The 12863-nt window shown below is 72.9% G+C and carries 4 protein-coding genes; 3 read left to right on the top strand and 1 reads right to left on the bottom strand.

All coding sequences use genetic code 11. The features are described 5' to 3' along the window. Positions 1 to 2 precede the first annotated feature (2 nt). The 3 genes from CXB49_RS08010 to CXB49_RS08000 are packed head-to-tail and all read left to right on the top strand — an operon-like array spanning position 3 to position 12477. The gene (locus CXB49_RS08010) at positions 3 to 10946 is read left to right on the top strand and encodes a non-ribosomal peptide synthetase (protein ID WP_158300676.1); all 10944 of its coding nucleotides are present in this window, start codon (positions 3 to 5) and stop codon (positions 10944 to 10946) included. Then, positions 10943 to 11713 (top strand): SDR family oxidoreductase, encoded by a 771-nt coding sequence (locus CXB49_RS08005; RefSeq protein ID WP_101707899.1) that lies wholly within the window; start codon positions 10943 to 10945, stop codon positions 11711 to 11713. Before CXB49_RS08010 ends, CXB49_RS08005 begins: the two co-directional genes overlap by 4 nt. Beyond that, entirely contained in the window at positions 11710 to 12477 is a 768-nt protein-coding gene (locus tag CXB49_RS08000; protein ID WP_158300675.1) for a glycosyltransferase family 32 protein, read from the top strand. Before CXB49_RS08005 ends, CXB49_RS08000 begins: the two co-directional genes overlap by 4 nt. Before the next feature lie 47 nt (positions 12478 to 12524). Here the strand turns inward: CXB49_RS08000 and CXB49_RS07995 are convergent, their stop codons facing one another. Further along, entirely contained in the window at positions 12525 to 12758 is a 234-nt protein-coding gene (locus tag CXB49_RS07995) for an MbtH family NRPS accessory protein (RefSeq protein WP_101707897.1), read from the bottom strand. Between the last annotated feature and the right edge of the window lie 105 nt (positions 12759 to 12863).

Below are 12863 nucleotides of genomic sequence, written 5' to 3'. Positions count from 1 at the left end.
CCATGACACTGAAAAACCAGATCCAAGACATCCTGCCGTTGACCCCGCTGCAACGCGGCGTGCTGTTCCACACGCTGTTCGCGCCCGGCTCCCCGGTCTATTTCGAGCAACTGATCTGCCGGCTGGACGGCGAGGTCGATCCGGCGGCGATGGCCGACGCGCTGGACAGGCTGGCCCAGCGCCATCCGATACTGCGCACCGCCTTCGTCACCAAGGGCCAGACCGAGCCGCGCCAGGTGGTGTTCAACGCCAGCAAGGTGCCGCTGGCCGTGCACGACTGGCGCGACGCCGGCGAGGCCGAGCGCGAACAGCGGCTGGAGGCGCTGCTGGACGAGGACCGCCGCCGCGGCTTCCAGCTGAACCGGCCGCCGCTGATGCGGCTGACGCTGCTGCGCTACGGCCCCGCCGAGTGGCGGCTGATCTGGAGCCACCACCACATCCTGCTGGACGGCTGGTCGTTGCCGATACTGATGCGCGACTATTTCGCGCTGCTGTCCGGCGCGGCGCTGCCGCCGCCGCCGGCGCCGTTTTCCGACTACGTGTCCTGGCTGGGCCGCCAGGACGCGGCCGCCGCCGAGACCTACTGGCGCGCCGCCGTCGGCGATCTGGAGGCGCCGACGCCGCTGGGCCTGGACCGCCCGGCCCTGCCCGGCGCGCTGGCCGGCGACGACGTCGGCCAGATAGAGGCGCGGCTGGACTACGGCGCGGACGGCGACCTCGCCGCCGCCGCCGAGCGCTGCCGGGTATCGCTGGGCAGCCTGCTGCTGGGCGCCTGGGCGATACTGCTGGGCCGCTACGGCCGCCAGGACGACGTCGCCTTCGGCGTCACGCTGTCCGGGCGGGCGATAGACCTGCCCGGCGCCGACGGCATGGTGGGCCTGCTGATCAATTCGCTGCCGCTGCGGCTGCCGCTGCCGGCCGACGCCGCGCTGCCGCAATGGCTGGCCGAGGTGCAGCGGCGCCAGCTGGAGCTGCAGTCGCTGTCGCACTGCGACCTGGCCGAGATACAGCGCTGCAGCGCCGTGCCGCGCGGCCAGCCGCTGTTCGAGACGCTGGTGGCGATAGACAATTTCCCGATAGGCGAGGCCCTGCCGTCCGACGGCCTGGGCTTTAGCATCTCCGAAGTCCGCCAAGACGAGCGCACCCACTACCCGCTGACGCTGACGCTGGTGCCCGGCGGCGACGGCCTGACGCTGAAGCTGGGCTTCGACCGCGCCCGCGTCGACGAGGCGCCGGCGGCGGCGCTGGCCGACGCCTATCTGGAACTGCTGCGGCAGATCGCCGCGCGGCCAAACGCGGCGCTGCGCGAGCTGGGCCTGGTCCGCCCGGACGCGGCCGCCGCGCCGCCTGTCGTCGCCTGGCGCGACGCGCCGGACACGCTGGCCTCGGCCTTCCTGGCCGCCGCCGACCGCTTCCCGGAACGCGTCGCCGTCAGCGACGGCCCGCTCTCGCTGAGCTACCGCCAGTTGCTGGCGCGGGCCGCCGCCATCGCCGCCCGCCTGCGCCAGGCCGGCGTCGAACCCGGCGTCCGCGTCGGCATCTGCCTGCCGCGCTCGGCCGGCCAGATCGCCGCGATGCTGGGCGTCACGCTGGCCGGCGGCGTCTATGTGCCGCTGGACCCGGACTATCCGCCGGAACGGCTGGCCTACCAGCTGGCCGACAGCCAGGCGCTGGCGACGCTGACCGACGCCGAATGCCGCTCGCGGCTGCCGGCCGACGCCGAATGCCTGCTGATTGAGCGGATAGCCGACGACGGCGCCGCGCCGCTGCCGCCGGCCGGCCTGACGCCGGATGACGGCGCCTACGTCATCTACACCTCCGGCTCCACCGGCCAGCCCAAGGGCGTGCTGGTCTCGCAGCGCAATGTGCTGCGGCTGTTCGCGTCCAGCGAGCGCCATTTCCATTTCGACGAAAACGACGTCTGGAGCTATTTCCACTCCTTCGCCTTCGACTTCTCGGTATGGGAGCTGTGGGGCGCGCTGCTGCACGGCGGCCGCAGCGTCGTCGTGCCGCACGCCGTCAGCCGCGATCCGGCCGCCTTCGTCGCGCTGCTGGGCCGCGAGGGCGTCACCGTGCTGAACCAGACGCCGTCGGCGTTCAAGCTGGCCATCGCCGCCGAAGCGGCGGCGCCGCTGCCGCGCCCGTCGGCGCTGCGCTGGGTGGTGTTCGGCGGCGAGGCGCTGCGGCTGGCCGATCTGGAACCGTGGCTGCGGCGGCATGGCGACGACGCGCCGCGGTTGGCCAATATGTACGGCATCACCGAAACCACCGTCCACGTCACCTTCCGCCGCATCGTCGCCGCCGACCTGGCCGCCGCCGGCGAGCTCAGCCCGATAGGCGAGCCGCTGGACGATCTGTCGCTGGAACTGCTGGACGCCTTCGGCCACCCGGTGCCGCCGGGCGCGCCCGGCGAGATCCACGTCGGCGGCCTCGGCGTCAGCCTAGGCTATCTGAACCGCCCCGAGCTGAACGCCGAGCGCTTTCCCGGCGCCGGCCCGGCCCGGCGCTACCGCTCCGGCGACCTGGCGCGCCGGAGCGCCGACGGCGAGCTGCTGTACTGCGGCCGCATCGACCACCAGGTGAAGATACGCGGCTTCCGCATCGAGCTCGGCGAAGTCCGCGCGGCGCTGCAGAGCCACCCTGCGGTGCGCGACGTCCATGTCGCCGCCGTCGGCGCCGGCGACGCGGCGCGGCTCATCGCCTATCTCAAGGCCGACGAACCGGCCGCCGTCGGCGCCGAGGCGATGCGCCGCCACCTGGCCCAGCGGCTGCCGGCCCATATGACGCCGGCCGCCTTCATCGCGCTGGCCGACTTCCCGCTGACCGTCAACGGCAAGCTGGACGTCAAGGCGCTGCCGGCGCCGGACGGCGCGCGCTCGGCGCTGGAAACGCCGTATGTCGAGCCGGCCAACCAGCGGCAGCGGCTGCTGGCCGGCATCTGGCAGCAGGTGCTGGGCCTGCCGCGCGTCGGCGTCCACGACAACTACTTCTCGCTCGGCGGCGACTCGATACGCAGCGTGCGCATCGCCGGCCTGGCCAAGGAGAACGGCTGCCCGCTGACGATACAGGACATCTTCCGCCACGGCACGATAGCGGCATTGGACGCGGCGCTGGACGGCGGCGAGGCCGCGCCGGCCCCGATCGCCAGCGCGCCGTTCTCGCTGATCTCCGACGCCGACCGCGCCTTGCTGCCGCCCGGCGTCGAGGACGCGATGCCGCTGGCCCGGCTGCAGGCCGGCATGCTGTTCCACAACGAGTACGACGACGGCCGCAATCTGTACCACGATGTGTTCTCGCACCGGCTGCGGGCGGCAATCGATCCCGAACGGCTGGCCGAGGCGCTGGCGGAACTGGGCCGCGAGCACGCGCCGCTGCGCACCGGCTTCGCCTTGGCCGGCTATTCCCAGCCGCTGCAACTGGTGTGGCGCGACGCGGCGCCGACGCTGGAATACGCCGATCTGCGCGGCCTGGACGAGCCCGCGCGCGCGGACGCCGTCGCCGAGCAGCTGCGGCGCCTGTCCGAACAGCGCTTCGACACCGAGCGGCCGTCGCTGCTGCGCGTCGCCTGCCTCAGGCTGGCCGACGACGTCTGGCAGCTGACGCTGGCGGTGCACCACGCCATTCTGGACGGCTGGAGCGTCGCCACGCTGTCAACCCGCTTGTTCGAACGGCTGCGGGGCTCTGCGGCCGCCGTCCGCCGTCCGCTGGGCCATGTCTGGCGCGACTTCATCGCCGCCGAGCAGGCGGCGCTGGCCGATCCGGCCCAGCGCGAATACTGGCGCGGCCAGCTGGTCGGCCTGCCTGCCGCCGCCGTGCCGCGCTGGCCGCAACGCATCGCGCCGACCGGCAAGGCGCGGGTCGGCAAGCGGGAAGTCCGGCTGCCGGCCGCGAACGCCGCCGCGCTGGTACGCCTGGCCGCCGACGGCGGCATGCCGCTGAAGACGGTGCTGCTGGCGCTGCACGCCCGCGCGCTGGCCTGCCTGTGCGGCCGGGACGAGATCGTCACCGGCCTGGTCAGCAACGGCCGGCCGGCCATTGCCGACGGCGCCGAGGCGCTGGGCCTGTTCCTGAACACGCTGCCGCTGCGCATCCGCCTGGACGGCGGCAGCTGGCGCCGCCTGCTGCAAGCGACGATGGACAGCGAGGGCGCCAGCCTGCCCCACCGCCATTTCCCGATGGCGGAAATCCGCAAGCTGGCCGGCGGCGAATTGTTCGAAACCTCGTTCAACTACGTCGACTTCCATATCTACCAGGGCCTCGCCGGCGACGGCGGCCTGGAAATGCTGGACACCGACAGCGAAGAGTCGGTCGACATCCCGCTGGCCGTCACCTTCAGCGTCAGCCAGGCCGACGGCGCGATAGGACTGGGTTTCTCCTACGACCGCGCCGCCTTCCCCGATGAACAGGTGGAGTCCATCGCCGGCCTGTACCTGGCCTTCGCCGACGCGCTCGCGCGCGATCCGGACGCCGCCTGCCTGGACATGCCGGCCGGCGGCGCCGCCCCCGAGGCGCTCAGCGGAGCCTCGGCCGACCTCGATGCCCCATCGGTGCCGCAGGCGGTGGCCGCGATGGCCCGCCTGCGCCCCGACGCCGTCGCCGTCTCCGGTGAAGGCGCGCCGTTGAGCTACGCCGAACTGGACGACCGCGCCGACGGTCTGGCGCGCCGCTTGTTGGCTATGGGCGCCGGAGCGGATGTCGTCGTCGCGCTGGACCTGCCGCGCTCGCCGGAGCTGGTGGTGTCTATGCTGGCGACGCTGAAGGCCGGCGCCGCCTATCTGCCGCTGGACCGCGGCCAGCCGGAGGCGCGCCGCCGCGAAATCCTGCGGGACGCCGCGCCCTCCTTGTTGATCAGCCGCGGCGAGCCGGCCTTCCTGCCGCCCGGCTGCGCGGCGCTGGACCTGGACGCGCCGCCGCCGGAACCCGCCGGCGACATGCCGGCCGCCGCGGCGCACGGCGACGCGCTGGCCTATCTGCTGTTCACCTCCGGCTCCAGCGGCCGGCCCAAGGGCGTCGCCGTCGGCCGCGCGGCGCTCGACAACCACATGGCGTGGATGAACGGCCGCTATCCGCTGGCCGGGAACGACGTGGTGCTGCAGAAGACGCCGGTCGGTTTCGACGCCTCGGTCTGGGAATTCTGGGCGCCGCTGATGCAGGGCGCGCGGCTGCAGCTGGCCGCCGACGGCGGCTACCGCGATCCGGACTATCTGATCGGCGCGGTGCGCGAACACGGCGTCACCGTGCTGCAGCTGGTGCCCAGCCTGCTGACGGTGCTGCTGGCGACGCCGGGCTTCGCCGACTGCCACTCGCTGCGCCGGGTGTTCGCCGGCGGCGAGGCGCTGCCGGCCGCCGCCGTCCAGCGCTTCCACCAGGCGCTGGACATCCCGCTGGTCAATCTGTACGGCCCGACCGAGACGACGATAGACGCCTCCAGCGCCGAATACCTCCGCGGCGCGGCGCCGACGCCGGCCGTCGGCCTGGGCCGGCCGATAGACGGCATGGCCTTCCGCGTGCTGGACGCCCGCCTCAACCCGGTGCCGGAAGGCGTCTGCGGCGAGCTCTACATCGCCGGCCCCGGCCTGGCGCGCGGCTATCTGCACCAGCCGGCGCTGACCGCGGCCCGCTTCGTGCCCGATCCGCTGTCCACGCTGCCCGGCGGCCGTCTGTACCGCAGCGGCGACATCGTGCGCCTGCTGCCCGGCGGCGTGCTGGAATACCTCGGTCGCGCCGACGGCCAGATCAAGCTGCGCGGCCAACGGGTCGAAATCGGCGAGATCGAGGCCAGGCTGGCCGCCTGCCCCGGCGTGCTGCAGGCCGCCGTCGCCGGCTACCGCGACCCGTCCGGCGCCGAAAAGCTGGCCGGCTACATCAGGCTGGAAGCCGGCCGCGAGACCGGCGACTGGCGCGGCGCGCTGCTGGACGAGCTGAGACCGCGGCTGCCCGACTACATGCTGCCGACCCAGCTGATCGCGCTGGAGTCGTGGCCGCTGAACGCCAGCGGCAAGACCGACCGCGCCGCGCTGCCGGCGCCGCGAACCGACGAGGCGGCCGCCCGGCGGCCGCGCCGCGCGCCGGACACGCCGCAGCAAAAGACATTGGCGGCGATCTGGAGCCAGGTGCTGCAACGCGACGACATCGGCCTGGACGACAACTTCTTCCAACTGGGCGGCGACTCGATACTCGGCCTGCAAATCGTCGCCCAGGCCCGCCAGGCCGGCCTGGCGCTGGCCGCGCGCGACATCTTCGGTCATCCGACCGTGGCCGAGCTGGCGGCCCATGCCGACGAAGCCGCGCCGGCCGCCGCGCTGCCCGACATCGCGCCGGGGCAGCCGCTGCCGCTGACGCCGGCCCAGCGCTGGTTCTTCGACAGGCTGGACACGCTGCCGCGGCCCGGCCACTGGAACCAGGCGCTGTTGCTGACGGTGGCCGCCGGCATAGACGCGGCCGCGCTGCGGAAAGCCCTGCAAGACCTCGTCGGCGCCCATGACGCGTTCCGGTTGCGCTTCGCGCGCGGCGACGACGGCTGGTTCCAGCGCTACGCGCCGGCCGAGGCGCTTCAGGACGCTGGCTGGCTGCGATATTTCGACCTGTCGACGACGGCTGCCGGCGCGCGCGCCGAGGCGATAGCGACCGCGGCCGAGGCCGCCCAGCGCGGCCTGGACCTGGAAAACGGCCCGCTGCTGCGCGCCGTCCACTTCGACCTGGGTGCCGGCGAGGCTGGCCGGTTGCTGCTGGTCATCCACCATCTGATCGTCGACGGCGTGTCCTGGCGCGTGCTGCTGCAGGACCTGGCCCGGCTGCTGGCCGGCGGCCGTCCATCCGCCCCGCGCGCCGGCTTCGGCCACTGGGCGCTGGCTCGGCGGGACGCGCTGCCGGACGCCGGTGAGCGCGCCTACTGGCTGGACCAGGCCCAGCTGGCCGCCGCCGCCGCCCGCGTCCCGCTGTCGGCCGAGGCCGAGGACCGCAATCTCTATGGCGCGACCGACACCGTCGAGGCCGTGCTGGAAGCCGGCCCGACCGCGGCGCTGCTGCGCCAGGGCCGGCCGCTGCGCGCCAGCGCCGAGGAAACGCTGCTGGCGGCGGCGCTGGGCGCGCTGCGCGACTGGCTGGACGCCGACACGCTGGCGCTGACGATGGAAGGCCACGGCCGCGACGGCGACGCGCTGGACGTGTCCGACACCGTCGGCTGGTTCACCGCGATGTATCCGCTGGCGGTGGCCGGCCTGGCCGGCGCCTCGCCGCAACGGCTGCTGCGGCTGGCCAAGCGGACGCTGCGCGCGGTGCCCGCCGGCGGCGCCGGCTACGGCGCGCTGCGCCACCTGGCCGGCGACGCCGACGCCCGCGCGCTGGCCGCGCTGCCGGAACCGCAGATCGCCTTCAACTATCTGGGCCAGTTCGACGGCAGCCTGCCGGCCGGCGGCCCGCTGGCGCCGGCCGCCGAATCCGCCGGCGCGATGGAGGACCCGGACGGCCTGCGCCCGCGGCTGATCGACATCGTCGCGCTGGTCAGCGACGGACGGCTGTCGATGCGCTGGAACTACGGCCGCGACGCGCTGCCGCGCGCGACGGTGGAGACGCTGGCGCAAGGCATGCGGCAAAACCTGCTGGCGCTGCTGCGACTGGACGCCGACGCGGCGGTCGACGCGCTGGCGGCCGACGACTTCCCGCTGGCGACGCTGGACGAGGACGCGCTGCCGACGGCGCTGGGCGGCCACGGCGACATCGTCGACCTGTGGGACCCGACCCCGGTGCAGGAAGGCATGCTGTTCCACAGCAGGCTGGAGGACGACAACGGCCCGGCCGGCGTCTACATCGAACAGGTGGTGGCCGAACTGGACGGCGCCGTCGACGCGGTCCTGCTGGAGCAGGCCTGGGGCCAGGCGCTGACGCGCCACGACGCGCTGCGCGTCAGCTTCGCCTGGGAAGGCCTGGCCTCGCCGCTGCAACGGGTGCACGCCGCGCCCAGACTGCCGTTCTCCATCGTCGAACTGGCCGGCGAAGCCGAACTTGAGCGTTTCCTCGCCGACGACCGCGCCGCCGGCTTCGATCCGGTCTCGCCGCCGCTGCTGCGCGTCGCGCTGCTGACCCGAGGCGGCGCGCCGTGGCGCATGGTGTGGACCCATCATCACGCGCTGCTGGACGGCTGGTCGATGGCGGTGATCTTCGAGGAAGTGCTGGCGCTGTACAGCGGCCTGCGCGCCGGCCGCCCGGCCGCGCTGCCGCCGGCGCCGTCGTTCGGCCGCTTTATCAAGTGGCAGCGCGAGCAGCGCGACCGCGCGGCGCAGGAAGCCTTCTGGCGCGGCTATTTCGCCGGCTACGCCGCCGACGCCGACCTGGGGCTGATCCCGGCAGGCAAGGCGCCCGAACCGCGCAATCTGACGCTGACGCTGGCGCCGGAACTGGCCGACGCGCTGCGGCGGACCGCGCGCGCGCGGCGGATCACGCTGAACACGCTGTTCCAGGGCGCGCTGGCGGTGGCGCTGTCGCGCATCGGCCGCGCCGACGACGTGGTCTTCGGCGTCACCGTCGCCGGCCGCCCCGACGCGCTGCCGGCCATCGAGACCACCGTCGGCCTGTTCATCGCCACCGTGCCGCTGCGCGCCGACTGCGACGCCGCCTTGCCGCTGGACGATTTCCTGCGCCGGCTGCAGGACAGCCAGGGCCGGCTGGCGCCGTTCGAGACCAGCCGCCTGGTCGACATCCACGGCTGGAGCGGCCTGCCGGCCCGCCAGCCGCTGTTCGACGCGGTGCTGATCTACGAAAACTACCCGATCAACGCCGCCGTCGGCGGCTACGCCCAAGAGTTGCGAGTCGGCGCCGCCTCGGCCCGCGAGCAGTCCAACTACCCGCTGACGCTGTACGTCAAACCGGGCCCGAACGGCATAGAACTGGACTGCGCCTTCGACGCCGCCCGCCTTGAGCCTGCCCGTGCCGAGGCCCTGCTGCAGGCGCTGCCGCGGCTGTTGTCGCAGATCGCCGCCGGCGCCGCCCGCGTCGGCGAGCTCGCGCTGGCCGCGCCGCAAGCCCCGGCCGCCTTCGCGCCGGCATCCGGCGACACCGCGCTGGGCATGCTGGCCGAGGCCGCGCGGCGCCATCCGGACAAGACCGCGGTGACGGCGGCCGACGGCAGCCTCAGCTACCGCGAGCTCGTCGCGCAGTCGCGCGCGCTGGCGCGCCGGCTGGCCGGCCTCGGCATCGGCCCCGGCAGCACGGTGGCGCTGGCGCTGGCGCCGGACGCCCGCGCGCTGACGGCGCTGCTGGCGACCTTGTGGTCCGGCGCGCAATACCTGCCGCTGGACCCGGCGCTGCCGCCCTTGCGGCTGGCCGCCATCCTGGAGGATGCCCGCCCCGAGCTGATCGTCGTCGACGACGGCGTCGGCCCGGACTGGCCGGCCGGCGCCGCGCGGCTGACGCTGCCGGCGCCGCTGCCGCCGCTGGAGGACGGCCTCGTCGACGGCCCGCTGCCCGGCGACGCGCCGCATCCGGAGGCGCCGGCCTACACGCTATTCACCTCGGGCAGCACCGGGCGTCCGAAAGGCGTGCAGGTGGCCCACCGCTCGCTGGCCAACATCCTGCGGCATTTCGCCGTCGAACCGGGTCTGGCGCCGGACGACGTGCTGCTGTCGGTCACCACCTGGTCCTTCGACATCGCCACGCTGGAGCTGCTGTTGCCGCTGAGCCGAGGCGCCCGCCTCGCCATCGCGCCGGCCTCGGTCGGCGGCGACGGCGTGGCGCTGGCCGCCGAGGCGGCGCGCTGCGGCGCCACCGTGATCCAGGCGACGCCGGCCAGCTGGCGCATGCTGCTGGAGGCTGGCTGGAAGCCGGCGCCGGGCCTCAGGGCCTGGTGCGGCGGCGAGGCGCTGCCGGCCGACCTGGCCCGCGCGCTGCTGGACGCCGGCCTGACGCTGTGGAACGTCTACGGCCCGACCGAGACGACGATCTGGTCGGCGGTCCACCGCGTCGACGGCGGCGAGCTGCCGCCGCCGGCCGGCCACGCGATACGCCACACAACGCTGTGGGTGGCCGACCATCACGGCCAGCCATTGCCGCCGCATCTGGCCGGCGAGCTGCAGATAGGCGGCGACGGCCTGGCGCTGGGCTATCTGGGCCAGCCGGCGCAGACCGCCGCCCGCTTCCGCCCCGACCCGCTGGCCGGCCGGCCCGGCGCCCGCGTCTACCAGAGCGGCGATCTGGCCTGCCTGCTCAGCGACGGCGGCGTGCGGGTGCTGGGACGGATGGACGGCCAGGCCAAACTGAACGGCTTCCGGCTGGAGTTGGAGGAAGTGGAGGCCAGGCTGAGGCTGCTGCCCGGCGTGCGCCAGGCCGCCGCGGCGATACGCCGCGACCGCCAGGGCAACGCCCGCCTGATCGGCTATCTGCTGCCGGACGACGGCGGCGCCTGGCGCGCCGGCGACGAGGCTGATCCGGCCGCGCTGCGCCGCGTCCGCGCCGAACTGGCCGCCGCGCTGCCCAGCTATATGGTGCCCAGCCTGTTCGTCACGCTGGACGCGCTGCCGCTGACGCCCAACCGCAAGCTGGACCGCAAGGCGCTGCCGGACCCGGCCGAAGCCGCCTCGCCGGCCGCCGGCGCGGCGCCGCAAGGACCGCTGGAGCACGCGGTGTGCGCGATTTGGGAGGAGGTGTTCGAACGCGGCGGCATCGCCGTCGACGACGACTTCTTCGATCTCGGCGGCCATTCGCTGCTGGCCACCCGCATCCACGTCCGCGTCAACAAGATCTTCCGGCTGGAATTGCCGCTGCGGGCGGTGTTCCACGCCCAGACGCCGCGCGCGCTGGCCGCGCTGCTAGGCGAGCGCGAAGCCTCGCCCGGCCTGGCCGCCAAGATCGCCGCCGTCTATTTGAAACTGCGCGGCATGTCCGACGCCGAGCGCGAAGCGCTGCGCCGGGCCGCCGCCCAACGCCCCACCACCACGGAAACCGCAGAATGAAACTGGAACACATCAACGCCATCGTCAGCGGCGCCGCCAGCGGCATAGGCCGCGCCTTCTCGCTGGAGCTGGCCCGCGCCGGGGCGCGGGTCCACGCCGTGGACCTGGACGCCGCCGGCCTGCGCCAGCTGGAACAGGACGCCGCCGGCCTGCCCGGCGCCATCGAGGCCGCCGTGCTCGACATCAGCCAGGAGGCGGCGGTGCGCGCGCTGCTGAAAACGGTGTCGGATGGCCCGGCGCCGGCCAATCTGCTGGTCAACAACGCCGGCATCCTGCGCGACGGCTGGCTGGTCCGGCTGGACGTCGAGGGCTTCGCCCGCAAGCTGCCGACGGCGCAGTGGCGGGCGGTGCTGGAAACCAATCTGACCGCCCCCTATCTGCTGAGCCGCGAATTCGCCGCCGCCCGCGTCGAGGCCGGCCGCGACGACCCGGCGCTGATCGTCAACGTCTCCTCGGTCACCAGCGCCGGCAACCCCGGCCAGTCCAACTACGCCGCGTCCAAGGCCGGCCTGGACGCGCTGACCCGCACCTGGGCGCTGGAGCTGGCGCCGTTCGGCATCCGCGTCGCCGGCCTGGCGCCCGGACTGACCGACACGCCGATGGCGGCCGGCCTGGCCCAGGCCACCCGCGACGAGCTGGTCGCCCAGGTGCCGCTGAAGCGCATGGCCGAGCCTCATGAAATCTGGCAGGGGCTGCGCTTCATCGTCGAATGCGATTACTTCAACGGCCGCATCATCGCGATAGACGGCGGGGCGACCTTCTCATGAACGACATCATCATCGAACAAAGCGCCGGGATACCGCGCCGCGTCCACCAGATCTGGTATCAGGGCGCGGCGGCGCTGCCGGACAAATACCGCCGCTACCGCGACGGCTGGATGCGCAACCATCCGGACTGGGAATTCACGCTGTGGGACGCGGCCATGCTGCAGGCGCTGGTCGACGAGCACTACCCGTGGTTCGCCGCCCGCTACGCCGCCTTCGAGCGCGACATCCAGCGCATAGACGCGTCGCGCTACCTGTTCCTGGCCCTGCACGGCGGCTTCTACATCGACATGGACATCGAGAGCCTGCGCCCGATAGACCCGCTGCTGCCGGAACGCAGCCTGATCCTGTCGCGCACCCACGGTTTCAACAACGCGCTGATAGGCAGCGCGCCCGGCCATCCGCTGTGGGCGACGGTGCACGCCAATCTGGCCGCCGGCCGCTCGGCGCCGCTGGATCCGACGCTGCCGGCCAGGCTGCGCGATTCACCGGCGATGCGCACCGCCGTCACCGTCGGGCCGCGCTTCTTCACCATGTGCGTCGAGGAAAGCGGCTGCCTGGCGCTGCCGTCCACGCTGCCGTGCCCGGGCTATTACTTCGAACCCGGCTCGCCGACGCCGGACGGCCGCTCGCAGCCGCCGCGCGGCGACCGCTCCTATGCCCGCCACGACATGGACCTGAACTGGCTGGACGCGCGCCACCGGATCTTGTCCCGAATCAACCGGCTGTTATTGCCCCTGGTATCGCGTCTGTTGCCGCAACGATGAAATAAAAAAGTCGCCGCTGTGCGGCGACTTTAAAACACCTGAAACAATCATTCAGTCAAAGGGGACGCAGTTTGATTTTCCTGCATGAATTTTCTCAGGCTAAGCGGCCGCATGTCCGTCCAGGTTTTTTCAATATGGTCCAGGCATTCCTTTTCGCTGCCACTGACGCCTGCAGAGCGCCAACCAACGGGAATCTCGCGATAATCCGGCCATATCGAGTATTGTTCCTCGTGATTCACCACAACGAGGTATTTCGCTTCGCTGATCGCATCCTGCGCCATATCCATCTCCATGCTGTGACTAGAAACTACGGCGGTAGCCGAGTATTTATCAAATCAATAAAACATTACTAATAGGTATTGTTCACAAAGAGAATACCGACTAGT

Origin of the sequence: Chromobacterium sp. ATCC 53434 (assembly GCF_002848345.1) — a bacterium.
In the GTDB taxonomy this organism is placed as follows: Bacteria; Pseudomonadota; Gammaproteobacteria; order Burkholderiales; family Chromobacteriaceae; genus Chromobacterium.
This window is presented reverse-complemented; position numbering and strand designations above follow the sequence as displayed.

Bases quoted from the DNA above. Each gene is read 5' to 3' on its own strand.
- CXB49_RS08010 (WP_158300676.1), top strand. From the start codon at position 3: ATGACACTGAAAAACCAGATCCAAGACATCCTGCCGTTGACCCCGCTG.
- CXB49_RS08005 (WP_101707899.1), top strand. From the start codon at position 10,943: ATGAAACTGGAACACATCAACGCCATCGTCAGCGGCGCCGCCAGCGGC.
- CXB49_RS08000 (WP_158300675.1), top strand. From the start codon at position 11,710: ATGAACGACATCATCATCGAACAAAGCGCCGGGATACCGCGCCGCGTC.
- CXB49_RS07995 (WP_101707897.1), bottom strand. From the start codon at position 12,758: ATGGCGCAGGATGCGATCAGCGAAGCGAAATACCTCGTTGTGGTGAAT.